Here is a 23,405-nt window from a genome sequence, read left to right on the forward strand (position 1 = left end):
GTTACCATCTGCTGGTAAGTAGGCACTTTCTGGTAACCATGGCACAATCAGGTAACGGAGACGTCACATGTCAGAACCACAATGGGATCCATACGTGAGGGATTGCCCCACACGCCAGCTTCTGGATCGCATCGGAGATCGGTGGACGGTGCTTATCATTGGCACTTTGCAGGCGGGACCACTCCGGTTTTCACAGATTGCTCGCCAAGTGGACGGCGTCTCGCAGAAGATGCTCACGCAGACTTTGCGCGCACTTGAGAATGACGGGCTGGTGACTCGCACTGTTTTTGCAGAAGTTCCACCGCGAGTTGAATACGAACTAACACCGTTGGGGCTCACGCTTCGCGAGCCGCTTAAAGCGCTCGAGGAGTGGGCAACGGCGAACATGTCTCAGGTCCTTGCGGCCCGGAACCGGAACACCAAGCAAGATCTCACAGAGCCCATCCTCGCGAACGTGTGAGCGGGTTGGTGCACGTCTGAGTGGTTTGGTGTACGTGTGAACGGTCTGGTGTACGTGTGAACGGTTTGGTGTACGTGTGAACGGTCTGGTGTACGTCTGAGTCGTTTGATGTAGAGGTGAAGCTCGGTTGAAAGGAACGATCGATGCGCAAGGTTACATACTCAATGTCCGCCTCAGCGGATGGCTATATCTACGGCCCCGACGGCGATTTTCAGTGGTCCGTACCCAACGAACAGATCTTCAACCTAGCCACCGATGAGGTACGCAGAGCATCGGTCCATCTCCTTGGCCGTCGCCTATACGAATCGATGCTGTTTTGGGAGAACGACGCCGACGACGACGCGTTAGGCTTTTCCACCCAAGAGTTCGCGCGGTTGTGGCGCGGTCTGCCGAAGCTCGTCTTCTCGCACTCCCTCACATCGGTTGCGGGCAATGCGAGGCTGGCTACGGGCACTCTGGCACAGGAGATCGAAAGGCTTCGGTCCGAACCTGGCGCTGGCGATATTGCGATTGGTGGAGCCACACTTGCAGCGCAGGCGGTTGAGCTGGGGCTCATTGACGAATACCGGCTAAGGATCTATCCCGTGCTGGTTGGCGGCAGTGTCCCCTATTTTCCACATGGAGGAAACCGCGCCAATCTGGAACTTCTTGAGGTCCGCGCGCTCGAGATGGGCGTTGTGTATGTGCGCTACGGCAGGGTGAACTGGAGGCCAAAACCGAGCGACATGAGAAGGGATCACTCTTCGAACGAAGCGATCAGCCTCTCGACTCGCGTTCGGATCTCCTCGCGGATCGGCCGCACGAACTCGATTCCTTGGCCCGCCGGATCCTCCACAATCCAGTCCTCGTATCGCTTACCGGGGTAGATAGGGCAGGTATCACCGCAACCCATCGTAATTACCACATCTGAAGCCTGAACAGCATCAGCGGTGAGGACCTTGGGCTCTTCAGCAGTAATATCGATTCCAACCTCTCTCATGGCTTCCACAGCCATCGGGTTGATGCGATCCGCAGGCAACGAACCGGCCGAACGAACCTCAACGCCATCTCCCGCAAGATCCCGGAGAAAGCCAGCTGCCATCTGCGAGCGGCCGGCGTTGTGCACGCACACAAACAGCACAGAAGGTTTGGTATCAGACATGATCGAACTCTTCTCCCGAGCGAATCTGGCTCTTGCAGTATATCCAACCAAACCTTGCTAGTCCTGTTCCGAGCGCGAGCTGATCATCGCCCAAGCGTACGTACATCCCACGATGGCATGCAGCAGGGCACCGGCGGAAACAGCCGTCATGCCGATAGATCCGAGGAAGCCCAGCCCCTCTATTCGTCCGAACACTATGAGGGGAAGCCCGGTCATGAGAATTGCTGTGCGGACTTTGCCAAGATAACTCACGCCCGGCCGGTACTTGCCACGGAAGATGAGAAAGATAAACGCCAACGTCAGGTCAGTCAGGACTATGACCCAGCCGATCCAGGAAGGAATATGCTGTCCCACCACAAGAAAGACGGCGATCAGCGCCACACCCAAGCGGTCCGCGATCGGGTCGATAACTTCCCCGACTCTGCTGACCTGATTGAATCTCCGGGCAATGAATCCATCACACCAATCGGTTGCGCCAAAAACAACCAGCAGGACTGCCGAAAGAACTGGGTCACCATCAACCGTGAAGAGGTAGCAGATAGGCAGTAACAGCAAGAGCCTCACAACGGTGATGATGTTCGGTACCGTCAACCAGTCGGATCGACTCAGCGCTTGCCTGTCCATGTTCTCCACTTTCGTTCGGCTGGCTACAGCCTACTCAAGAAGTGTTCCAAGCATGGCATCCACGCTGGAGTCGAAGCCGCGCGCCGATGCTGAGCGATCGTTCAAGGGCACGCGGACCAAGTTGAGCCGACGACGAGCAACGAAGATTCATGCGCTCGTCCTCTCTCACGGTGACTTTTTACTGAGAATCTGAGGCGTACACAACCAAAGCTGTCTGTGTCTCAGCTGGGACACCAACCACAACCTGTGTTGCCGGTTCCGTCAATGAAGGCGATGTAAATACTCCCAACGCTGGGCCCCCACATGAAGCCCCAGACGTCCATGCCAGTTCCGCACCATCCTCGTTCTGAAGGCTCACTCGATATTCCTGTTGCTGGTCACACGTCAGCACGACAGTGTAAACGAACGAAGTGCTGTCCTCCCCTATTGAATAGACTGCCGGTCCATCACCGCGACCCCGATCGCCGAGTACGTACCTGACCGGCTGGTCCGCGGACGTACCGCTTTGGTGGGCAACGCCGCGCACGTCCCAACGCCGATGACCGGCAGCGGCTTCGCTGCCAGCCTCGACGACGCAGCTAGCCTCGCTAACTTCCTCCGAAACGCTCGGCCCAATCAGGTTTCCGACGCGTTGGTCACCTACGAAAGAGACCGCCTCGCGTCAGCCCGAAGCCTCGTTCGGTCCGGACAAGGCTTCAGTCGTTCCTTTGCCCGGAGATGACCACCAGGAAGTGCGCCGTTGACTCCGACAGCGGGTAGCCGGATGCGTCGCGGCTCCCGGAGGAATGCGGCCGCTTGCTCGCGTCGTCGTCGGTCGCATCGTCGAATTGTTGCGTGGACGCCTTAGAACCACAGCGAGCCGTGAGGGAGGTGCCGAACTCGTTCTGCCGCATGCCAGGGTTCATTATGTCCCCAATGGTCCCGGACAGCGCCGTTGCGTGAGGGGGAGGCATCCGCCCCTAGGATGAATCCTTCCTCTGGTGAGACCGCCCGTCGCGCAGGACTATCGATAAGTGAACCAACGATAAAGACGCTGGAAATAGGAAGAGCAACGACGACGTCCTGTTCGGGCAGGTCTGGTCCCGCGAGGACCAGCTTTCCGCGCGGGATCGCAGCATCGTGACAGTGACGGCGATAATGGCCGGCGGCGTACTCACCCCCGCTCTACAGAGCCATATCGAACGGGTCAAAGCCAATGGCGTCACCGCCGAAGAGATGGCCGAAATCCTCACCCATGCCGCGTTCTACGCAGGCTGGCCCAAGCCCTGGGCCGCGATGAGCATGGCCAAGGATGTCTACACCGACTGACACCCGGATCGCCAAGCTCCGCTGCCCCGTGGTGGGCGCGAGCCCGCATACCGAACGAATATCCACGAAAACGTGAAGAGAGAAACACCATGGACAACTACATCTTCGACCTCGACGATAACGTCACCCGCACGCCGGCGTCGACTTCCTCGGAACCCGTGCGTTCGTGGACCGCGAAAAGATCGGAGCGATCGGCTTTGACGAGAACACCAACCCGATCGCTCGTGAGTTCGGAGAGTTCTACTCCACCCCTCGCGGCTACCACCACAACGCTCTCAGCCAGTTCACCATCACCAGTACCCCGTCATTCGTGAACTTCCCACTGCTGGAGCACATCGAATGGATCTCGCCCCGCCCCATCCTGCTCATCGCTGGTGCCGAGGCCCACTCGCTGTACTTCAGCGAGGACGTGTACGCCGCCGCCGCCGAACCCAAGGAACTCTTGACCGTGCCCGGCGCGAACCACGTCGGACTGTACGACAAGATCGACCTCATCCCCTTCGACAAGCTCACATCGTTCTTTACCGAGAACCTCTGAGCCGACGTAACTGGTGAAGACGGCAGCAACGGAAGGATCCGACATGCCCCTTTGGTCCACGTAGAAACCTGCCTCGATCGAGCGCCTACGAGATCCACGTCGTCGTCACGAGACGACGACGAACACGCAATGCATACGAGTACGAATGGAGCATCCGACCATGACCGATACAATGAGAGCCCTCCTGCTCGGAAGGGGACCCGAGTGGATTCTTGACGAGGTGCCGACCCCTACTCCGGGGCCCGGGCAGGTCCTCATCCGCAATAGGGCGTCGGCCACCAACAATGCCGACCTGCCCATGCTCGCCGAGGCAGACCCCAGCAGGGGCGGAACCGGCAAGGAGGCGATCGCTGGATTTGAATATGCCGGCGAGATCGCCGCCGTCGGCCCGGACGCTGGCGACTGGAGAATCGGGGATGCTGTGATGGGGACATTCCCGTCCGCCTTCGCCGAGTACCTAGTCGCTGATCACCGGTTTGTGTTGCCGCGTCCAGACGGGCTTGCGCCGGAGGTGGCCTGCGCGCTGCCGACCGCGTTGCTGACCGAGTTCGGCGCACTCAGCGTCGCAGAGTACAAGTCTGGGCAGAGCGTACTCATTACGGGCGCGACCACCGGAATCGGCATGATCGGCATCCAAATCGCCAAGACCCTCGGGGCCTCGCGCGTGGTCGCGACAACTCGGACCGCAGCCAAGAAGGACCTCCTCATGAGCCTGGGCGCGGACGCCGTGATCGTCACCGGAGAGGAAGACTTGACCGAGGCGGCGCTGGCCGCGACGGACGGGAAGGGCGCGGATGTGGTCCTTGACCACGTCGCCGGTAATACGTTTGCCCATTGCCTGCCCGCGACCGCTGTCGATGGGCACGTGGTGAACATCGGCCGCCTCGACGGACCTGTCTCGACGATCAACCTTGACGCATTGTCGTACCGGCACCTGACCGTGCACGGAGTCTCGTTCGGATTCTCCCGGGATTGGGAAACCGTTCCGATCCTAGAGGCGCTTCGCGATCAGGTTCTGCCCGCGGTCACCCGCGGCGACATCGCGCCGGTCATCGACTCCCAGCTGGACGTCACCAGCTTCCAGCAGGCGACGGACCGGCTGCGCTCCGGAGAAACAGTTGGCAAGATCGTCCTGGTCTTTGAATGAGCCCCGCACCCGTACCCGTACCCGAGCGGGCCTCGCGAATGAGGCGAGACCCCACGACGCCGCCCGAAAGGGAGGGGACTCAACCGCCTCGGAGTGCGCGGGCAGCGGCCACCCGAAGCGCGTCCTAGCGGAACACTTCTGGATACGCAGTAGACATCACAACATCCTCCTAGGCCAGCAAAAACTAGCCAAGCCAAATGCCACTTAACCATGCAGCAGTCCCGTGTAATGTGGAGCACAAAACAGCGACATCGTGTTTGCCAGCTGGCTGGAAGAAGATCAAATGTTCGCTCGAACAGTTGGGGGTGGCGCATGCGTCGCCGTCATAGTAGCTGCTGGCTTGTGGATTGCTGGTCATAGAGGTGTAGCGGATTTTGCTTTTGCGATATCTTCGGGAGTTGTCTTTGCTGTTTTCCTCCATTTACGGAAAAGACGACAAGATAAGAGACAGTGATACCGGAAAATGACTAGTCGTCGATACGGAAGAATAGCTTTTCCGTCTCGACGACTACGCCTTTCGTCTTCACCAGTGCGCTTCTCATCTGCGCGGGATACGTAGACCTCACGACGCTCACAAGTCCAGTTACGAACCTGACGTTCTGATAAGCCTGTGCGCTCAGCAAGTTTGCGTGAAACATGCTAGCTGCGGGGCTGGCCTCCGGCACAAGAGATCATTGCAACACCTCATGACTTGATGAGAATGGAGATGATCGGTGCGCCAGAGGGCTTCCAAGCAATCATGCTCGGGGTGCTTGGTAATGAGAACGAATAGGCGCCGTCAACATCGACACTTCTGTGGAGCCCTTCAGTGACGGCGGCAGTGTGAGCAACAGGCTTCCTCCTCGCTGCCACCTTCATCAATATCGTATCTAACCGACCGTAACTATATCGACTCCAAGGATGCTCGCGTACGAAAGGATACTCACCAGCTCGAAGAGCAGGTCCTTGCCATCCGGGGTTATGTACAGATTGCCGCAAGAAGTAATGACTGGGCTGAGCCTCCCGAGCCACGGCGCCTGCTTTGAGAGATCCGATTGGTCGTAGACCGCAAGTTCGGGCGGAACCTGGGTGAGTGCATCCCTAATCAAGTTGATCTGACGCGCGGTCTCCTGTGCATTATCAGCTGAACAAATGCCAGTCTTCAAGAATGAAACTGCCAATGGCACCGAAGACGCTAGATAAGTCAAATGAGTGTCGACGGTAGAGAGAACCGACCACGTCAGATCGCCGTCGCCGACATCTAAAGTGCGACGGTCATCAGAACTCTGTAACATCGTGTGTCACCTCAGGAAATCAATAGGGATATTGGGGTAGATCGGGTCGAGTTCTGAGACAAGGAAGTCCTTAACCTCTTTCAAGAATTTTCGAGAGTAGTTTCTCCCTCCGACATCGAGCGCGATTCTTTGGGTTTCACCTGCTGGAAGGTCAATCGTTCGCTGCGAGACTTGCCGTTTCAATTCCACAGACAACTGCTTCAGATTATTCTTCAAATCCCAGTTCTTAACTTCAATTGCGTCTGGTACACCGTTGAGGTTTCCTTCGATATCTATCCTGGTGGAACCAGGAGTCCCGTAGCTAACTTCCTTACCAGCTAAGTACGATTTTTGCGTGACACCGCCATACTTCTTGTGCGCATATTCCTCGGATTCCGTTGGAGTCCGGATTATCTGCTTCCCGGGTCGGCTAATTCCTAGCACTTTGGTAGCACCACCAGCCACGACACCTGTGATGGCTCCCCACTTGAACCCCTCGCTAGCGCCCAAAGCTGCAGCCTTAAGTGCGGCTTCAGTATCTCGCGTTTCAAACCCTTCAACGATCCCGCTCGCAGCCCCACCAAGGGCAGCGGATGAAAGCGCGAACTTGGTGCCAGTCACTGCTGATGCCATAAAAAGCGTACTCACTGTTGCGCCAGTTGGAGCGGCAATCGTACCCGCTATCACAGAGACTGTTACCACGACCAGAATGACACCGGTACCTATGGCAACATCCTTGAGGACTTGGTCATAGGTACCGTCATAGGCTTCAAAGGGTCGGACCTCGGTTTCGCCGGCTGCGTTGAGCGCGAAGACGTACTTTGTGCCTTCGTATTGGGCCTCGATCTCTGACAGCTTGTACCCGAAGTAGATGTTCTCCTGCGTGTTGTAATTCAGTTCCTCTAGGTAATCCTTGGAGACATAGGTGGCCACAACCTGCTCAACTTTGTAGTCGTCACTGCTCAACCCCTCAATGGCTGAGGCATAGACAGTGTCTTCAACATACTGCAAGAGATCTTGGTCATCGAGGCTATCGAAGGCTAGGTCAGAATCTGGTGCAGTCGGCGCGGTGCCGTCAGACTCACGAATACCGGTGCTCGAACTCGATTGTGCACTCTCGGGCTCAGAGTGATCTGAACATCCTGAAAGCAGAAGTGCTGAACAGATGAGAATTGCCAAGAGTCGCTTCATGACTAATCGTTCTCCGTGGTATTGATCTGGGAAGGTTCAGAAGCGCGTCGCGTGCGTCGGAATATGGCGAACACAGAAACCAATGCAATAACTGCAGCGAGGCCAGTGATAACTCGACCTGCCTCAGTGTCCAACTGAGGCGCTGGCACGTCCGATGGTGCATCTCCCAAGGCTTGACCTGACTGCCCATCGCTCTCGTTACTACCGGTGTCTCCGCTGTCAGTACCTGCTGCGTTGTCGGACTCAACTCCGATTGTTGGTCCGTTTACTGGCTTGATCGATCCGTCTTCGGCGATGGTTGCCCCATCCGCGAGCATCGAATTGATTGAGGATATCGATCGTCCTGTAGCCGCGTGAGCTTTAAGCACTTCGTCTGTGCCGACGTAGATTGTCTTTTCCGTTTCTTGATCGGTATATCGGTTGTGAACGGTGATGGTGTAGGTGCCTTCATCCGTGTACTCGCTGCCGTCTTTCGCGGGCTTGTTGAATCGAGTATCTTCGACAAGCCCACTGCTGCTCTCATTGAGAACTTCACGCCTAATGTCGATGTCTAGGTACCTGGATCTCGCTAGGTCCAGCCGAAACCCGTTTGGGGTAGCTGCAGCATTTGTCAGTTCCTCGCCGGTCTTGACGTCGAATGGGAACACCATGCTGTTCCCATTCCGAACTGAAAACTCGAAAGTGATTTGGTAGTCGGTGTACTCGTAAGCCGGCTTCCATCCAAATAGGTTGATCCGTGGCTTCTTTAACTCGTAGTCAAGCGCGACCTCATAGTCGCCCTCCTCGAATAGCCCGACTTGAGTCGCGGCCGTCGTAGTGGCTTCAGCAGAGAGAAAGTCACTGTAGACCGTGGTCTTCGTGTCGTTCTTATAATCGGTATGCTTCACAATCAGCATGCCGCGTCCAAAGTTCTGTTGGGCTACCTGAAGGCGTTGATCCCAACCGTTCTTATCTTCGGCGACCGAAAGAGAGTCATCGCCGTTCAAGCGGTCAATATCTTGTTCTTGCTCAAACCAAAGGGCAACCTCATCACCAACGTTCTTCAGTAACACTGGATTGCCGTCTTCTTCGGTCACACGGGTGAAATCGCTTACGTAAAAACCACCAATTTGCCAGCCCCAATGCACGTCGTCCTTGGTAATTGCATCAGTTCTCGAAAACCCGTTGTCTTTACCAGTATTCACAAGCGAGTCTTCACCCAGTTGGTACCTCGTATCATCCGCGAAGACTTGGGTGGCAGGCGAAAGCACGACCATCGAAGCAATAAGGAAGGCGGTCGTTAGCTTCCTATATGGTTGAGTCTTCATCACGGCCCTAACTCTAGTCTGCTTTGCAGAGTCTCTGCGTATCATATTCGCTCACCATCGACTTCACTTGGGCCGACGCGATGGGTAGGTCTTCCCGATTGGTAAGGCATAGCCGAGAAGGTGGCTCGCGGTACATTTTCTGGGCAGGTGGAGCCTTGATGCCACTATGCCTGAATCCGACGGCGGTCGTGGCGTACATACGATTGATTTGGTCGAGCGCCTGGACGACGCGCCGGCCCTCAGACACTGGTCGAACTAGCTTGATCAACTGCTGGCCGTAGGCTTGTCGCAGAACAGGGAGCTCAACACTGGCGCGGGCGTACCTGATGCCGTCTACCGGGAGAACTTCGGAATCAACGCGCGTGCCGCCTTGCTGAGTCTGATCGAATGATCTGCGGGCGCCGAGAGCTCCAATGAGGTTTGGACACTGTGTTCAACCGTGCCGGGTCTGCCCAGCCCGTCATCGCTCACGCTGGCAAGCGGCCAGTGAGCGATCCTTTAGCACGATGCCGCACAGATTCTCGCTGGACGTAGAGCGAGATAACCGCTCCATCTCACGCAAATCGATGAGCCTATCTGAGAAGCTGCAGCAGAAGATGGACTGGGTTTTTGCGGTCGGAGGGACCAGATCGATCCCTAGGCCTCCCGCTCGTCGACGGTCGTTTCGTGAGCCAACAAGTCGGCGTCCGGATGTGAAGGACGCCGTCGAGGACGCTGAGGCCGGTGGCGGCCTGGTTGTCGCCGGGATGCGGAAACCGCGAGAAGCATCGGGCTGGTCGACGACGACGTAGGCGACGTGGGCGTCGCGTCCGCTGGTCATGGCCACATAGGTTTTCCCGTGTTATGACGGAATCGACGAGCACGTGGGCCGTGTCGGTGGTGATGCCTCGGGCACGGTGTGAGGTCACGGCGTACGCGAGTTACACATGCTCAGCGACGTAGTCGGCTGGAGCGATGACGGTTCCACCCCATTGAGCACCGGCGCGCTGGAGAGTGACGGATCCGTCGTCGCAGGCATCAATAATGGTCCACCGATCGCGATTGCGGACCCAGCTTCTCCCGGCCAGAAGTCGCCTATGCCCGCCAGCAGGTCGGCGCGCTAGGCGGTGTAGATGGTATCGAGCATCTGCTCGGTCTCCCCCTCGTGGATGCTGCCGTGCGCATCGTAGGCGTCGATGATGTTGGTGCGGCCGTGGCGCGGGTCCAGGAAGGCGGTCGTCTCCAATGCGTAGGTGAAGCCGTGGACATCCACCAGCTCGGAGGCGTCTCCCCGGTCGTGGAAAAGAAGTCCGAAGGCGCCGCCCGCGTCGACGGGCTTGAGTTGGACGTCGTTGCCGACCAGCAGCACCTTCGCACCGACCTTTGCCGCATGACATCTAAACAGGACAGCCCAGACTCGACAAGCACTTCAAGCGTCTCTAGAGTGTACGAACTTGTCATATGGTACGGATCAGGATGACTTATAGTTCAACCTAAGAATCATCAAGTTGAGGATTCGTATATCACACAGAGTTCCACCATTTTCTGAAGACCCTCTACGACAGGGCGCATATGTTCCGTTCGGACTTGGTTTCAACTCGTCACGACTATTTCTGCCGTTTTCTGGTCAGAGCGACGTCCAAGAATTTTGTTGGTCTGAACTCGCTACATCTGCTGGCACATCTTTGCGCGCTGACACAATGCTCTATGACTTGCTTGATGAAGACAAGGCACAATCTATTCACCCGCTCGCAGAGGCGCAGAATAGCTGGATCACTCGACTTCTCGACGTTCTTTCCTCTGCAGTTTCGATTGAAGACAGTTTCATATTTGCTAGATCCAAGGTCTATGCGGAGACAAGCCAGTCAGATACTGAGAACACGGCAGGCAGCGGTACCCAATTTCCTACAGTTACCCTCTCTAGCTCCCATATCGGACCATGGGATACAACAGATTTCAGCGTACGACTGGAACCCGTAACTCATCTAGAACAGAGCCTGAAGTTTCCCACCTACATCTGGTCCGACGACTTCAAGCTTGTTCTGACATGCCCCATTTATTCCGATTCAGTATTCTTGACGAGTCCGACGTTATTCGCTGAGGACTTCGTCCGCGCTGGACTAGAAGCCAGAGGAATCCTCAAGGACGACTATCTGCCAGTAACCGGAGATTGAGTTGAATCGCTTCTTTTGGGCTACTGCCGTAAGCGGGCTCCCTTCGATGCATAGTAGATCCGTTCTTGCCTTTCACCAGCTGATCGGTCTTCACCATTCTGAACTGGGTAACCAAAAGGCACGGAGACAACAACCACCTCCGCAGTGAACATCCCATAGGCAAGTTCCAGATCACGCAGCCAGTTCCCGATCCCCGCAGGAACGACACCTTGCCGATAGACGAGAAACTTGTCATCCGGCTGCTCATGAAGCATCCGGTGCTCAAGCAGCATACTCATCGTTGGAAACCACCGACACGGTCACACCCGGTAGATTCACGCTGGCCAGCTCATCGGCGTAGTCACCATCGGGATCGTGCCAGAACACCAAACACTGGTGGGCGAACTGTTCTTCGAGGTGCGGCAGCACTGAGGTCAGCAAACTCATTCGTGGTCCTGTTCTGTCAGCACGCGCCGAGCCAAGTCCGTCAATCGGTAGCGCTGTCCACGATGACGAGGATTCTCCGGGAGGGTGTACTCCAAGAGTCCAGCATCAAGCAGTGGCAATACGTGACGTGTGTAATTGCCATATGCGGTTGAGAGCCCAGTACCTTCCAAGAGCGCATCCTTAGTCGCATGTTTGTCCACCACGGTGCGCAGCATCGACAAACCGTATGTTCCCAACGCACGGTTGATACTCACTTGATACTCACTTGATACTCACTTGACTTGCTCACACGTTGCTCACACGTTGCTCACTCGTTGCTCACTCGGGGAGCCGTCTTGATGGTCAACGATGGCACCAAGAGGGGCATCCGGGGCATGTGAGGGCACGTAGACAGTGAAGCGCAGCCGGTCCACCACCTCTTCAATACGAGGCTCGGGGAGAACCTCCTCGGCAATCTACTCGAAGACGCGCTGGAGGCCCGTACCCCACTGCTCCATGATCCCGGCCTCACGGAAGATCCGCGCCACCGACGGATTGCACAGGCGGGAGGCCGGCCGCATCGACTCCACCGTTATCCCCGGCAACAGTAGGCCCGGACTTGTGACGCATTCTCCCTGACCCGCACGGCACAGCACCTGAAACGGACCCAGCCCTGACGGCGTGCACACTGCGGACCCGAACAAGAACAGTTGGAGTTGCCACCGGAAATATTTGGGATAGCCTTCGCTCGCTTCGGCAGCGATCCCACCTATGCCCCACAGCTGGAGCGAGTTGTTGAAGTGGGGAAATATCAACAGAAAGATTGGGGTCCCTGCGTAGAAAGTTCTCAAACCCCACCCCGAAGCTGAAATCGTTGATTTCTCGCTGGAAACGAGGGGTATACCGGGTATCGCAGCGGGCCGATAATACCCCGATTCACGACGTACGAGGGCCTTGCGTAAGGAGGATTGGAAAACCTCAAACCTCTCTCACCCCCGCAGAAGTAGATCGACTTGTCGACGATTACCTCACTGGTTTCAGCGTCGGATACCTCGCTCAGAAGTATGGTGTGCACCGTGCAACCTTCTCGAAGCATCTCACCCGGAGCAACGTCGTGCGCCGCCAGCACGGCCTCACAATCGAGGAAGCCGCAGAGATAGTGAAGCTGCACGGCGGTGGCATCTCAATGCGCGCTATCTCACGCACTCTCGGTGTCGACCGTAAGCAGGTTCGCATCTCCTTAGTCGCAGCTGGGGCACTCGTCGATCAAGCCTCGACCATGAGAATTTAAACGAAGCCTTCCTCGACAAGCACACAACCGCTCTCGGTAATGACATGGGCCTGGCCTGAACCGCCAACGACTCGGCTCCAACTCTCAACCAGCAATCGACCCTTGAATATCGACATCGAGAAGCTGCCGTACATACCTGGATAACCAAAGTACAGATTGTCCAATGTCTCCAACGCGATGATCTCGGAAGGGATTGGCCGAATCTTTACGGGCTCCAAAGACTCGGTACGTTCCTGAATCAGTTCAGATAGGTGCTTGTCCCATGCAGTAAACTTTCGCAACTCGTTGTCGCTCAGATCACGCACGGTCAGAGCATCAGCAAGATGCTGATGATTGCGTTTCAAAGCAATAACGATTGGACGATCGCCTTCAGCGTTCCGTAACGAACGCCATGCTCCGCGGCGGATGAGTTCATCCACGACCTCGGATGAGGCGCCGAGCCAAGCTGCCTGGTGAAGTGGTGTGAACCAAGAGTCACCAGCGATTCTCCATTGATTTACGCTCAGAAATCGCTCTCGATCAAGAAGACGAAATACCGCCTCCCAATTGCCGACTTTGGCAACGTCCGCAAGACGATTGATGTTGTCGACGTGACTCTCCCTGAGAAGTCCCTCCTCTATCACGCCTGGCCAATCAACGTCCAACTGCCACCCTACGCTCGACATTCGGACGGTGTAACCAGAACTACTGCTGCGGATCTACATCACTTGCCGTTGCAAGAGTCGGCAACTCGGCAGAATCAAGACCAGCAAGTTCAAGTGCTGCCTGTCCAGCTAAGTGAGCCGAACGCACAGACGGGAGTGCTGCACGGATAGGTGACAGTTCTAGTCACGCCGCCAGTGCGACGGCACTCGATCTCCTCTGCAACCCGTCAGACTTTGACCAAACCTTTTCGACCGGCGCACGGCAAAGTAGCGCCTGGTACTTCTCAACAGCTTCTGCCATTCACTCTACAAGTCTGGGTCGGAAGACGAACTGCTTGAAGGTCGGTGAGTAAAGGCAGTAGCGCGGCGATCTGCGGAGCGCTGTCGATGTGATCCGACTCTGACGCAAGACGCTCGGCACCATCAAGACGAACCTGTCTTGGGCGTTCGCCTATAACGTGGCAGCGATTCCGGTCGCAGCGTTCGGTATGCTCAACCCAATGCTCGCCGGCGATGGCGTTCTCGAGCGTCTTCGTCGTTGGCAACAGCCTGCGTCTGCGCGGCTTCACGTCCATCACCAAGCAGGCTGCCTAGCACACCGGGCCCGGTCGCCCAGCCGAGAGGAGACACCCATGACGAAGCCACACTCGGGCCACGGGCACGACCACGGGCCTCACAGTGGCCACGAGCAGCACGAGCGCACTGGGCACGAGGATCACGGTGGTCACGCTGGCCATATGGGCCACTGCGGTCGCGGCGGCCACGGCGATCATGTGGCACAGTTTCGGCGCCTGTTCTGGGTGAATCTCGTGCTCGCGGTGCCAGTCGTCGCGTTCTCGCCAATGTTTGCCATGATCCTCGGCTATTCAGTACCAGGCTGGGCCACGTGGATCGCACCTGTTATCGGCACCGTGATGTATGTCTGGGGCGGCTCCCCATTCTTGACGGGCACGGTGAGCGAAATCAAGGCCCGCAAACCGGGCATGATGCTGCTGATCGCCCTGGGCATCACCGTGGCCTTCCTCGCATCGTAGGGCGCAACACTCGGGCTGTTGCATCACGAGCTCGAATTCTGGTGGGAACTCGCGCTGCTGGTGGTCATTACGCTGCTCGGGCACTGGATCGAGATGCGTTCGCTCGCCCAGACCACTTCTGCGCTCGACTCCCTCGCGGCGCTTCTGCCCGACGAAGCCGAGCGGGTCGAGGGTGAAACGGCCGTCACGGTGAGCCCGGCGGAGTTGCGCGTTGATGATCTCGTGATCGTGCGCCCGGGCGGCAGCGTGCCGGCCGACGGCATGATTGTTGACGGACGTGCAGCCATGGATGAATCGATGATCACCGGCGAATCGCACCCCGCGACCCGCAGCGAGGGCGATGCGGTGACCGCCGGCACGGTCGCGACCGATTCGGGGCTGCGGGTCAGAGTCACCGCCATCGGAGACGACACGACACTTGCCGGCATCAACCGACTCGTCGCCGACGCACAGAACTCGTCGTCTCGGGCGCAGCGCATCGCCGACCGGGCTGCAGGGTGGCTGTTCTGGTTCGCCCTCGCCGCAGCGGTCATCACCGCGATCGTTTGGATGCTCGTGGGCGACCCAGATGCGGCCGTGATGCGCACCATTACCGTGCTAGTGATCGCCTGCCCGCACGCGCTCGGCTTGGCGATTCCGCTCGTGGTTTCCATCGCCACCGAGCGCGCGGCTCGCGGCGGGGTGCTCGTGAAAGATCGTCTCGCGCTCGAGACGATGCGCCAAGTCGACGCGGTGCTCTTCGACAAGACGGGCACACTCACCAAGGGCGAACCGGTTGTCACCGGTGTCGCGCCAGTCGGCGATGTTGACGAGCACGCCCTGCTGGCCCTGGCCGCCGCGACCGAGGCCGACAGCGAGCCCCCCTCGCCAAAGCGATCGTCGCCGCGGCGAGCGACCGAGGCCTCAGCCTTGCACCCGCCACCGGGTTCTCTTCTCCACCGGCGGTTGGCGTCACCGCCACCGTGGCCGGCCACGAGATTCAGGTCGGTGGGCCCCGGCTTCTGGAAGAAACCGGGCAGCCCGAGATCGGTGCAGCCGATGCCTGGCGGGCCGACGGTGCCATCATTCTGCATGTCGTTCGTGACGGAATCATGATCGGCGGGCTGAAGCTCGCCGATGAGATTCGCCCGGAGTCGCGCGATGCCCTCGCCGCACTGCATCGGCTCGGTGTTGAGGTCGTGATGATCACCGGTGACGCTGCAGCCGTCGCGGGGGAGGTTGCTCGCGAACTCGGTATCGACCGTGTGTTCGCGGGCGTGCGCCCCAAAGATAAGGCCGCGAAGGTGGCCGAGTTGCAACACGAAGGCACGGCTGTCGCGATGGTCGGCGACGGCGTCAACGATGCCCCCGCCCTCGTGCAAGCCGATGTTGGTATCGCTATCGGGGCGGGCACCGATGTGGCGATCGCGTCGGCAGGGGTGATCCTCGCCAGCTCTGACCCGCGTTCGGTGCTCTCAGTGATCGAACTCTCACGTGCTGCCTACCGCAAGATGAAACAGAACCTGTGGTGGGCGGCGGGGTACAACTTGATTTCGGTGCCGCTTGCCGCCGGTGTGCTCGACCGCGTCGGGTTCGTGCTGCCGATGTCGGTCGGAGCGATTCTGATGTCGCTGTCGACGATCGTCGTGGCGCTGAATGCCCAGCTCTTGCGCCGCATCGATCTCAGCCCAGAAGCCAGCACTCGCGCCGTGCTCGAACGCACGAACTGACCTCACGCAGCCCAGGATCAGCACATGTCATCAACCACTGAATCGCACGCGTCGCACCACGGGTATATCGGCGATAAGAAGCGCTACCTGCAGCGCATGAAACGAATCGAAGGTTTGGCCCGGGGCATCGCGAATATGATCGACGAAGAGCACTACTGTATCCACATTCTGACCCAGGTCAGTGCGCTCACCCGCTCGCTGCAGGGGGTGGCGACGGGGCTGCTCGATGATTACCTGAAGCACTGTGTGCTCGATGCCGCCAAGCTTAGCGACGAGGCCGCCCACGAGAAGATTCAGGAGGCCACTGCCGCGGTCAACCGGCTGATCCGATCGTGACTGTGTGAGTCGGCCTCGCGGGTTAGCCTACCGGCACTTCCCGCCGAGCAGGGCTCTCGCGCCGCGCACCCCGGTGCGCTCGGAGCGCGCGGAGCGCCGACAGAATGGCCACAAGGTCAACAATTTCTTGCAGCAGCGCTCCCACCACCGCCGGCAAATAGCCGGATGCGGCGACGAGCATCAAACCGACTGAGATGATGATGCCCATCCAGATCGACTGGAGGGCGATCTGCACCGTGCGCCGCGAGACATAGGCCACATCTGCCACTCGCGCGATGTCGTTCGAGGTGATCACCGCCGCTGCTGACTCGCTCGCGACCGTTGCACCCCTGCCCGCCATCGCAACACCGACGTCGGCGGCCGCCAGCACCGGGGCATCATTGATCCCATCGCCGACCATGAGTACGGGTCTCGGCCGCATCGCCTGCACAATCCGCACCTTGGTCTGGGGAGTGGTCTCAGCGTGCACCGTCTGAATGTCGACCGCGTGTGCGACAGACTCCGCGGTCGACGTGATATCACCGGTCACCATCGCGATCTCGGCTACGCCTGCTCGGCGAAGACGGGACACCGTCTCTGCAGACTGCTCACGAATCGGGTCGGACAAGATGATCACTCCGGCGAGCTCGTCACCGACCGATACGTAGACGGCCGTCTCCCCAGCTGAGAGTACGGGTCGATCGATCGCCCCGGTCACCTCTTCGATAAATGAGGGCTTGCCCACTCGCACCGAGGTGCCGTCTGCCAGGGAGGCGAGGACACCGTTTGTTGCCACCTCGTCGGCCGCCACCACTTCGGGAAGCTCAAGTTGCTGTGTGCGTGCCGATGCCACGATCGGATCGGCGAACACGTGCACGGAGTACTGCTCGGCGGCGGCCGCGAGCTGCAGCGTCTCGTCTACGGCGCGAGCAGCAGGGTGAATCTCGACGACGTCGGCTTTACCTTCGGTCAAGGTGCCGGTCTTGTCGAATGCGACTGCACGGACCCGGGCGAGCACCTCTAACACGCCACCGTCTTTGATGATGACGTTGAGCTTTGCCGCGGAACTCATCCCGCCCATGAACGCGACCGGGGTGGCGATGAGCAGCGGGCACGGCGTCGCCACGACGAGCACCTCGGCAAACCGCACCGGGTCCCCGCTGAGAAACCACGCGAAGCCCGCAATCAGCAATGACACAATGGTGAACGGCACCGCATAACGGTCGGCGAGTCGCACCATCGGTGCCCGGGAGTCCACGGCCTCCTCGACCAACCGTACGATCGAGGCGTAGTTCGAATCGGCTGCCACCTTCTGCGCGCATCGTGAAGCTCGTCGTGCTGTTGACCGTTCCAGAAAGCAGTGGGTCGCCCGCGTGGTAGTTCACCGGGATCGGTTCACCGGTCACGGATGATTCATCAATCGTCGCGTGATTCGATAGGAGCACCCCGTCGACGGGGAGGATCTCTGAGGAACGCACCAGCAGTTCGTCGCCGACTTTCACCTCTTCGATCGCGATGCGTTCGACCTCACCTGTTACCGGGTGAATTCGACCCGCGAATGCTGGGGCTCGGCTCAACAGTTGGTCGAGTTCTCGGCTCGCGCGGCGAGCGGCGAGGTCTTCGAGTGCTTCCCCTCCGGTGAGCATCAACGCGATGATGAGCCCCGCGACATGTTCCTGTACGGCGAGTGTCGCGATCATGGCGATGACCGCAAGAATGTCGAGCCCCCAATGCCCGCGCATCAGATCTTTGAACATGTCGATCGCGGTGATCACGATCACGATACCGAGCACCAAGTATGCGGTGACCCCGAGAGCCATCTCTGCGCCGGTCAGCCAGAGCATAACCCCGGTCGCCAAACCGACGAGCACGAACATCATGAGCTTGCGGTTGCGAAGAAATTCCCCCGTCGATGACATTGCGTGTGACGCTTCCGAGGTACGTGGGGCGATGGTCTGGGCTGGCACGGTGCTGTTCTCAGTCTCTCTTCGAGAGGGTTGAGAGTGCGGTCACATCAGTGATCGTGATCCGCCCCTGTTCCTGTTGTGAGATCACCCCGGTGTCGGTGAGTTTGCGAAGTTGCCGACTGAGGGACTCTGGTGTCGTGGACAGGAGCGAAGCGATGTCCTTCTTTGCGAGCGGCAGCGTCACGTCGATGGCTCCTCGCGGCCCTGGCGTCGCAGGGAGCGAGAGCAGGTAATCGGCGAGACGAGATCTCACGTTTCCGAAGATGACAGAAGCCAGCCGCGCCTCAGTATCTTCCAAGCGCTGACTCACTCCTTGCAGCATGCGCAGCCCGATGCTCGGATGCTTCTCGACGAGACGCCCGAGATCGGCATGACGGAACACGCACAGTTCGGTATGCACGAGCGCTTCTGCTGCGTGATCGGGTCTCGTGCCGGTGAGAAACGCGGATTCTCCGATGAAGTCGCCCGGACCGAGGACCCGGATCACCTGCTCGTGCCCAGCCGCACTTGTACGAGCGATCTTCACCTGACCGGTGTGCACCACCATCAACTGCGATATATCCGAGCCTGCTGTATACGCCTGCTCGACAGCGTCTAATCGGACGGTACGTGCAAATCCCGCAACTTCCACTTGCTGCGCATGTGTGAGCCCTTGAAACAGCGGTACACGGGCCACGCAGAGATCATTTGCTGGATCAGCATCCACATCGGTTGAAACAGCCAACGGCATCCTTCCCTTCCCTTCTAGTATGGCGACTCGTGGCACAACACACGCGCTTCAGCTGAAGCCAGGGGTGGCGCGTGCAGTGATGTACGCGTGTGGCGTCCGCAGGTTCGAGCGCTGCCCGATCACCTCGAACCCGGCGTAGGTGAGGGCTTCGACCATTTTGTTCATCGGCCACCGGTTTGCGGCGGCGATCGGATGGTCGAATGCCTCCCGCCGCGGCCCCGCGAAAAAGGACATCAGCAGCGATCCGCCGTCACCCAGCCGAGTGCGCAGTGTTGCGAGCGCGTGTAGGAGCTCTTCTGAGCTCATGTGAATGGTCGAATACCAGGCGAGGATCCCGCCCCAGCGGGTCTCGCAACGGGCGAGATCTTCGATGGAATCGTGATGGAACACAACCGCGGGATGTCTGGCTCGGGCAATCGTGATGAGGCGATCCGATGGCTCGAGCCCTTTCACCGTGTGTCCGAGGCGTGCCAGGTGACCGGTCCAACGCCCGGTACCCGCGCCGACATCAAGAATGGGGCCATCGACTGCCGCGGCCCACGGCTCGATGACCGCACGGTCAGGGTCATCCGGTGAGATCTCGGCGCCGAGAATGCCCTCGATATCAACCTCAGGCGACCCGTATGCATCGGCCACCCGGTTTATTGAGGCCACAGGATCAGACGTCCGTGCTGCTGTGAATACGGCGTCCGTCGGTGCCTCAGGCCGCTGGGTCATGGTTCGATGATCACTTTGCCGGCAGTGTGCCCAGCCTCCACCATGGCGACGGCCTCCGCAGCCCGATCGAGACTGTACCGGTCCGTCACCTGCGGGTCGACGAGACCGTACTGCGCGACGCCGGTGACCTTCTCGAGCCCTTCACGCGTGCGCACCACCGCTACGCCACCGAGTTGCTGCACGGTGGTCGGGTCTGCGGTACTGATGATGACGCTCGGGTCTTTGGCGACGACCGCGAGATCACGAAGCGCCTGCCCACCGACCAGGTCGATGAGCACATCAACACCCTCCGGCGCGATGGCACGCACCCGGTCAGCCGCACCCTCCCCGGAGGCAACGAACGCCGCACCGGTCGACTCCACCAGTTCCTGCTTCGCTGCACTGGCCACACCGATGACCGTGAACTTGTGCACATTGCCGATCTGCGCCGCCATCAGCCCGACCCCACCTCCGGCGCCAAGAATCAGCATCGCCTGACCAGGTTCCAGCTCGATCTGATGCGTCACGTCATACGCAGTCGCCCCTGCGACAGGCAGTGCTGCAGCGTCAGCAAAGGAAAGCTCTTCGGGCTTCTGGACGGTTTGTGCCGCATCCAACACCGTGTGCTTCGCGAACGTTCCCTGTCCTTTGGCCGCGAGGCCGAGCACCATGTCACCGACAGCGAAGTTCTCGACCTCTGCGCCTACGGCGGTGACGACACCGGAGGCCTCTCGGCCCATCGGTGCGGGAAGCGGCCAGTGGGAGCCCATCTGCCCCGCACGGATCTTCCAGTCAGCAGGATTCACCCCGGCCGCTTTCACTTCGATCGCGAGCTCTCCAGGCCCAGGCGCCGGAGCGGGGCGTTCAACGAGTTCCTGCGTCTCGGGGCCGCCATAGGCGGCGAAGACCAGCGCTTTCGACATTATTAACTTCTCCTCATTCTCCACGAAGACCAGCGCTTTCGACATTATTGACTTCTCCTCATTCTCCAGGTGAGTGACACTTACGTGGTTGCCTGTGGCGGAGCGTCTTCACCCGAAGCCTCTGCCGCATCAGCGAGTTCCTTCGTGGCATACTCCGCGTCAATTGCGTGCTCCGGAGGTGAATAGACGGTGTAGAGCACCAAAGGCTCATCGCCAGTGTTGCGGAAGTTGTGGCGAGTACCGGCCGGGACAGCGCACAGGTCGCCAGCATCAACGGTGTGCGTCTCGCCGTCAAGGTCGGCCTCTCCGCTGCCCGACACAAAACTCAGCAACTGGTCGGTGGTGTCATGCACCTCGTCGCCGATCTCCCCGCCCACCGGAATCGTCATCGCAACGAGTTGGGAATGCTTTCCCGTCCAGAGCACCTGACGAAAATTCGTGTTTGCTTTCGCGACCTCGTCGATGATGAAGTGCGTCGCCTTCTCGCCGACGCCGAACTGGTTCTCACTCATGTGTGTGGTCCTTTCTTAAGATGGAAGTTCGGATGAACTCTGGGCCGTGGCTGGTTCGACCGGGCGGCCTGTTTCATGTGCGGCTCGGGCGCGTTCACTCCTCGACAACGCAGTGGCTCCTTGGGTGTTGCGCAGCAGGCGCATCGCGTTGAGGATTACGATGAGCACCGATCCCTCGTGCACGAGCATGCCGATAGCCATCGTGACACCCCCTGCGAAGACCCCGACGAGCAGCACGACAACGGTGATGAGCGCGATCCAGATGTTCTGGCGCATGACGTTCACGGTGCGTTTGGCGAGGCTGATTGCTTCGGGCAGTTTCAAGAGGTTGTCGCCCATCAGGGCAATGTCTGCCGTCTCCACGGCCACCGCTGAGCCCGCTGCGCCCATGGCAACACCAATGTCGGCGGTCGCGAGGGCCGGGGCGTCGTTCACGCCGTCGCCCACCATCGCGACCGTGTGCCCCTCGCGCTGCAACCGCGCGACAGCGTCGAGCTTGTCCTCGGGTAGCAACGAAGCATGGATCTCATCGATACCGACCGCCTCACCGATGGCTTCGGCGACAAGGCGCGTATCTCCGGTGAGCATCACCACCTTCTGCACCCCGCTAGCGTGCAAGCGCCTGATCATCTCGGGGGCATCCTCGCGGATCGTATCTGCGACACCGATTACGCCAAGCACGCTCTCATCGACCGCAACAATCATGGGGGTCTTGCCTGCCGCTGCCAGTTTGTTCGCAGCCACAGCCGCCCCCGCGTCGTTCACGATCCCGTACTGTTCGAGCAGCGGCACGTTACCGATGAGTACCCGCTTGCCGTGAGCGTCGGCCACGATCCCCTTGCCCACGACCGGTGTGACCGATCCCGGAAGGCCCTCGGGGGCCACTCCTTCTTCTCGTGCGGTGTCGAGGATCAGGCGGGCAAGTGGGTGCTCGGACCCTGCTTCTGCGGCGGCTGCCCAGCGAAGCACCTCGCGCCGATCCGCTTCAGGATTGAGCACAACGATGTCGGTGGGTACCGGGCGGCCCTCGGTGAGAGTCCCCGTCTTATCGACTGCGACGGCCGAGATCTTGGCCGAGGTTTCGAGGTACTCGCCGCCCTTGATGAGAATCCCGTTGCGGGCCGAGCGGCCGATTCCCGCTACGATCGCCACGGGAATCGAGATGACGAGCGCGCCCGGGCAACCGATCACGAGCAACGTGAGGCCGAGCACTACGTCACCAGAGATGAGGCCCGCCGCAAGCGCGAGTACCATCACCGCGGGCGTGTACCACTTCGAGAATCGGTCGATGAATGCCTGCGTTTTCGCTTTCGTATCCTGCGCTTCTTCGACACGGTGAATGATGCGCGCGAGCGTCGTGTCGGCTCCGATGCCGGTCGCCATGACCTGTAGGAATCCGCCCCGCGAGATCGTGCCCGCAAACACGTGATCTGACTTCGTCTTTTCGACAGGGATCGACTCACCCGTGATCGATGCCTCGTCGATCGCTCCGGTGCCTGACGCGACCTGCCCGTCGACGGGAACTTTCGCTCCGTTCTTTACGAGCACGATCTCGCCCATGCGCACCTGATGTGCGGCGATCTCGACCTGCTCACCGTCGCGCATCACGACTGCAACGTCGGGTGCCACCGCGACCAACTCAGCGAGCGCTGCACGGGTCTTGTTCATCGTGCCGGCTTCGAGTGCGTGACCGATCGCGAAGAGGAACGTCACGGCGGCAGCTTCCCAGAAGTTGCCGATGAGTATCGCGCCGATCGCTGCAATCGATACGAGCAGGTCGATACTGATGAACTTTACGAGCAGTGCCCGGACGGCCTTCACGACGATTCCGTACCCCGCGACAATTGCTGCGGCGAGCATGAACGTGTTCGCAAGGGTAAACACATGACCAGAACCGTGGGCGTGTTCGCCAGCGTCGATCCACCATTGCGGACCGACCGTGACGTTCCAGCTGCCGCCGAAGAGCTTTTCGACGCCGAACGACACGAGAATGAGGAGGCCCGAGACAACGGGAATGAACCAGTTGCCATACCGCCACTTACGGAACGCTTTCACGA

At 59.3% G+C, this 23,405-nt stretch carries 30 protein-coding genes and 4 pseudogenes; 15 read left to right on the top strand and 19 right to left on the bottom strand.

The genetic code is table 11. From position 1 onward, the window contains the following. Window positions 1-67: 67 nt before the first annotated feature. Window positions 68-460: a winged helix-turn-helix transcriptional regulator gene (locus H2O17_RS08670; RefSeq protein ID WP_182049323.1), complete on the top strand. Its 393-nt coding sequence runs from the start codon at window positions 68-70 to the stop codon at window positions 458-460. 143 nt (window positions 461-603) lie between these two features. Continuing rightward, window positions 604-1,128, top strand: a pseudogene (locus tag H2O17_RS11675) (dihydrofolate reductase family protein); the annotation flags it as partial. A 68-nt stretch (window positions 1,129-1,196) separates the two neighbouring features. Here the strand turns inward: H2O17_RS11675 and H2O17_RS11530 are convergent. Together H2O17_RS11530 and H2O17_RS08680 are read right to left on the bottom strand one after the other, a co-directional pair. Then, window positions 1,197-1,601: an arsenate reductase ArsC gene (locus tag H2O17_RS11530; RefSeq protein ID WP_188042578.1), complete on the bottom strand. Its 405-nt coding sequence runs from the start codon at window positions 1,599-1,601 to the stop codon at window positions 1,197-1,199. 57 nt (window positions 1,602-1,658) lie between these two features. Continuing rightward, complete coding sequence (locus H2O17_RS08680) at window positions 1,659-2,225, bottom strand: CDP-alcohol phosphatidyltransferase family protein (protein ID WP_182049325.1); 567 nt, start codon at window positions 2,223-2,225, stop codon at window positions 1,659-1,661. Between the two features lie 445 nt (window positions 2,226-2,670). On the opposite strand from H2O17_RS08680, the gene H2O17_RS11815 reads away from it, so the two are divergent. Continuing rightward, entirely contained in the window at window positions 2,671-2,946 is a 276-nt protein-coding gene (locus H2O17_RS11815) for an FAD-dependent oxidoreductase (protein WP_425486311.1), read from the top strand. Here the strand turns inward: H2O17_RS11815 and H2O17_RS08690 are convergent. Then, window positions 2,921-3,118, bottom strand: coding sequence for a hypothetical protein (locus tag H2O17_RS08690; RefSeq protein ID WP_182049326.1), 198 nt, complete (start codon window positions 3,116-3,118; stop codon window positions 2,921-2,923). The genes H2O17_RS11815 and H2O17_RS08690 overlap by 26 nt on opposite strands. Window positions 3,119-3,287: 169 nt before the next feature. Here H2O17_RS08690 and H2O17_RS08695 point away from each other — a divergent pair, with 169 nt between their 5' ends. The 3 genes from H2O17_RS08695 (at window position 3,288) to H2O17_RS08705 (ending at window position 5,218) form a co-directional block, all read left to right on the top strand. Next, window positions 3,288-3,533: a carboxymuconolactone decarboxylase family protein gene (locus H2O17_RS08695; RefSeq protein ID WP_220456859.1), complete on the top strand. Its 246-nt coding sequence runs from the start codon at window positions 3,288-3,290 to the stop codon at window positions 3,531-3,533. 166 nt (window positions 3,534-3,699) lie between these two features. Then, window positions 3,700-4,071: an alpha/beta hydrolase gene (locus tag H2O17_RS08700; protein ID WP_220456743.1), complete on the top strand. Its 372-nt coding sequence runs from the start codon at window positions 3,700-3,702 to the stop codon at window positions 4,069-4,071. A 160-nt stretch (window positions 4,072-4,231) separates the two neighbouring features. Then, window positions 4,232-5,218, top strand: coding sequence for a quinone oxidoreductase family protein (locus H2O17_RS08705; RefSeq protein WP_182049327.1), 987 nt, complete (start codon window positions 4,232-4,234; stop codon window positions 5,216-5,218). Between the two features lie 869 nt (window positions 5,219-6,087). On the opposite strand, the gene H2O17_RS08710 is transcribed toward H2O17_RS08705, so the two are convergent. Genes H2O17_RS08710 through H2O17_RS08720 form a run of 3 tightly spaced genes read right to left on the bottom strand, consistent with a single transcriptional unit; the run spans window position 6,088 to window position 8,972 of the window. Next, on the bottom strand, window positions 6,088-6,492 hold the full coding sequence (locus tag H2O17_RS08710) for an Imm70 family immunity protein (RefSeq protein WP_182049328.1): 405 nt from the start codon (window positions 6,490-6,492) through the stop codon (window positions 6,088-6,090). Window positions 6,493-6,498: 6 nt separating this feature from the next. Then, complete coding sequence (locus H2O17_RS08715; RefSeq protein ID WP_182049329.1) at window positions 6,499-7,662, bottom strand: hypothetical protein; 1,164 nt, start codon at window positions 7,660-7,662, stop codon at window positions 6,499-6,501. A gap of 2 nt (window positions 7,663-7,664) precedes the next feature. Next, window positions 7,665-8,972, bottom strand: coding sequence for a hypothetical protein (locus tag H2O17_RS08720; RefSeq protein WP_182049330.1), 1,308 nt, complete (start codon window positions 8,970-8,972; stop codon window positions 7,665-7,667). Window positions 8,973-9,895: 923 nt separating this feature from the next. Here H2O17_RS08720 and H2O17_RS11535 point away from each other — a divergent pair. Next, window positions 9,896-10,072, top strand: coding sequence for a hypothetical protein (locus H2O17_RS11535; protein ID WP_220456744.1), 177 nt, complete (start codon window positions 9,896-9,898; stop codon window positions 10,070-10,072). Here the strand turns inward: H2O17_RS11535 and H2O17_RS11540 are convergent. Beyond that, entirely contained in the window at window positions 10,069-10,353 is a 285-nt protein-coding gene (locus tag H2O17_RS11540; RefSeq protein ID WP_281363082.1) for an AAA family ATPase, read from the bottom strand. The genes H2O17_RS11535 and H2O17_RS11540 overlap by 4 nt on opposite strands. A 295-nt stretch (window positions 10,354-10,648) precedes the next feature. On the opposite strand from H2O17_RS11540, the gene H2O17_RS08730 reads away from it, so the two are divergent. Then, a complete protein-coding gene (locus tag H2O17_RS08730; protein WP_182049331.1) occupies window positions 10,649-11,122 on the top strand; it encodes a hypothetical protein in 474 nt (157 codons plus the stop codon). 20 nt (window positions 11,123-11,142) lie between these two features. Here H2O17_RS08730 and H2O17_RS08735 read toward each other — a convergent pair whose 3' ends face one another. From H2O17_RS08735 to H2O17_RS11820, 4 genes are all read right to left on the bottom strand, one after another. After that, window positions 11,143-11,400: a hypothetical protein gene (locus H2O17_RS08735; protein WP_182049332.1), complete on the bottom strand. Its 258-nt coding sequence runs from the start codon at window positions 11,398-11,400 to the stop codon at window positions 11,143-11,145. Beyond that, entirely contained in the window at window positions 11,384-11,548 is a 165-nt protein-coding gene (locus H2O17_RS08740) for a hypothetical protein (RefSeq protein WP_182049333.1), read from the bottom strand. Before H2O17_RS08740 ends, H2O17_RS08735 begins: the two co-directional genes overlap by 17 nt. Beyond that, window positions 11,545-11,802 (bottom strand): Fic family protein, encoded by a 258-nt coding sequence (locus H2O17_RS08745; protein WP_182049334.1) that lies wholly within the window; start codon window positions 11,800-11,802, stop codon window positions 11,545-11,547. Before H2O17_RS08745 ends, H2O17_RS08740 begins: the two co-directional genes overlap by 4 nt. Before the next feature lie 201 nt (window positions 11,803-12,003). Then, window positions 12,004-12,216, bottom strand: coding sequence for an ATP-binding protein (locus tag H2O17_RS11820; RefSeq protein ID WP_425486312.1), 213 nt, complete (start codon window positions 12,214-12,216; stop codon window positions 12,004-12,006). Window positions 12,217-12,596: 380 nt separating this feature from the next. Between H2O17_RS11820 and H2O17_RS08755 the strand changes: the two genes are divergently transcribed. Next, window positions 12,597-12,818, top strand: coding sequence for a hypothetical protein (locus tag H2O17_RS08755; protein ID WP_182049336.1), 222 nt, complete (start codon window positions 12,597-12,599; stop codon window positions 12,816-12,818). On the opposite strand, the gene H2O17_RS08760 is transcribed toward H2O17_RS08755, so the two are convergent. After that, the gene (locus H2O17_RS08760) at window positions 12,815-13,483 is read right to left on the bottom strand and encodes an ankyrin repeat domain-containing protein (RefSeq protein ID WP_220456746.1); all 669 of its coding nucleotides are present in this window, start codon (window positions 13,481-13,483) and stop codon (window positions 12,815-12,817) included. The two genes, H2O17_RS08755 and H2O17_RS08760, sit on opposite strands and share 4 nt — an antisense overlap. Before the next feature lie 347 nt (window positions 13,484-13,830). Between H2O17_RS08760 and H2O17_RS11825 the strand changes: the two are divergent. From H2O17_RS11825 to H2O17_RS08770, 5 genes and pseudogenes are all read left to right on the top strand, one after another. Next, a pseudogene (locus H2O17_RS11825) lies at window positions 13,831-14,056 on the top strand (hypothetical protein); the annotation flags it as partial. 38 nt (window positions 14,057-14,094) lie between these two features. Then, complete coding sequence (locus H2O17_RS11740; protein WP_281363046.1) at window positions 14,095-14,496, top strand: hypothetical protein; 402 nt, start codon at window positions 14,095-14,097, stop codon at window positions 14,494-14,496. 93 nt (window positions 14,497-14,589) lie between these two features. Then, window positions 14,590-15,270, top strand: a pseudogene (locus tag H2O17_RS11745) (HAD-IC family P-type ATPase); the annotation flags it as partial. A gap of 101 nt (window positions 15,271-15,371) precedes the next feature. Beyond that, window positions 15,372-16,205, top strand: coding sequence for an HAD-IC family P-type ATPase (locus H2O17_RS11750; protein WP_281363083.1), 834 nt, complete (start codon window positions 15,372-15,374; stop codon window positions 16,203-16,205). Window positions 16,206-16,229: 24 nt separating this feature from the next. Beyond that, window positions 16,230-16,541 (top strand): metal-sensitive transcriptional regulator, encoded by a 312-nt coding sequence (locus H2O17_RS08770; protein WP_182049337.1) that lies wholly within the window; start codon window positions 16,230-16,232, stop codon window positions 16,539-16,541. Between the two features lie 22 nt (window positions 16,542-16,563). Here the strand turns inward: H2O17_RS08770 and H2O17_RS08775 are convergent, their stop codons facing one another. Together H2O17_RS08775 and H2O17_RS11860 are read right to left on the bottom strand one after the other, a co-directional pair. After that, entirely contained in the window at window positions 16,564-17,829 is a 1,266-nt protein-coding gene (locus tag H2O17_RS08775) for a heavy metal translocating P-type ATPase (protein WP_220456747.1), read from the bottom strand. 13 nt (window positions 17,830-17,842) lie between these two features. Continuing rightward, a pseudogene (locus tag H2O17_RS11860) lies at window positions 17,843-18,220 on the bottom strand (P-type ATPase actuator domain-containing protein); the annotation flags it as partial. Between H2O17_RS11860 and H2O17_RS11545 the strand changes: the two are divergent. Continuing rightward, window positions 18,101-18,436: a hypothetical protein gene (locus tag H2O17_RS11545; protein WP_220456868.1), complete on the top strand. Its 336-nt coding sequence runs from the start codon at window positions 18,101-18,103 to the stop codon at window positions 18,434-18,436. The pseudogene H2O17_RS11860 and the gene H2O17_RS11545 sit on opposite strands and share 120 nt — an antisense overlap. Before the next feature lie 61 nt (window positions 18,437-18,497). Here H2O17_RS11545 and H2O17_RS08780 read toward each other — a convergent pair whose 3' ends face one another. Genes H2O17_RS08780 through H2O17_RS08800 form a run of 5 tightly spaced genes read right to left on the bottom strand, consistent with a single transcriptional unit; the run spans window position 18,498 to window position 23,403 of the window. Further along, the gene (locus H2O17_RS08780; RefSeq protein WP_220456748.1) at window positions 18,498-19,211 is read right to left on the bottom strand and encodes a Crp/Fnr family transcriptional regulator; all 714 of its coding nucleotides are present in this window, start codon (window positions 19,209-19,211) and stop codon (window positions 18,498-18,500) included. Window positions 19,212-19,265: 54 nt separating this feature from the next. After that, a complete protein-coding gene (locus H2O17_RS08785) occupies window positions 19,266-19,934 on the bottom strand; it encodes a class I SAM-dependent methyltransferase (RefSeq protein WP_182049339.1) in 669 nt (222 codons plus the stop codon). Then, window positions 19,931-20,881 (bottom strand): NADP-dependent oxidoreductase, encoded by a 951-nt coding sequence (locus H2O17_RS08790; RefSeq protein ID WP_246311206.1) that lies wholly within the window; start codon window positions 20,879-20,881, stop codon window positions 19,931-19,933. Before H2O17_RS08790 ends, H2O17_RS08785 begins: the two co-directional genes overlap by 4 nt. Window positions 20,882-20,916: 35 nt before the next feature. Next, window positions 20,917-21,348 carry a cupin domain-containing protein gene (locus H2O17_RS08795; RefSeq protein ID WP_182049340.1) on the bottom strand — a complete coding sequence of 144 codons (432 nt, stop codon included), beginning with the start codon at window positions 21,346-21,348 and terminating at the stop codon, window positions 20,917-20,919. 15 nt (window positions 21,349-21,363) lie between these two features. After that, the gene (locus tag H2O17_RS08800) at window positions 21,364-23,403 is read right to left on the bottom strand and encodes a heavy metal translocating P-type ATPase (protein WP_182049341.1); all 2,040 of its coding nucleotides are present in this window, start codon (window positions 23,401-23,403) and stop codon (window positions 21,364-21,366) included. Window positions 23,404-23,405 lie beyond the last annotated feature (2 nt).

This window comes from Changpingibacter yushuensis (assembly GCF_014041995.1).
In the GTDB taxonomy this organism is placed as follows: domain Bacteria; phylum Actinomycetota; class Actinomycetes; order Actinomycetales; family Actinomycetaceae; genus Changpingibacter; species Changpingibacter yushuensis.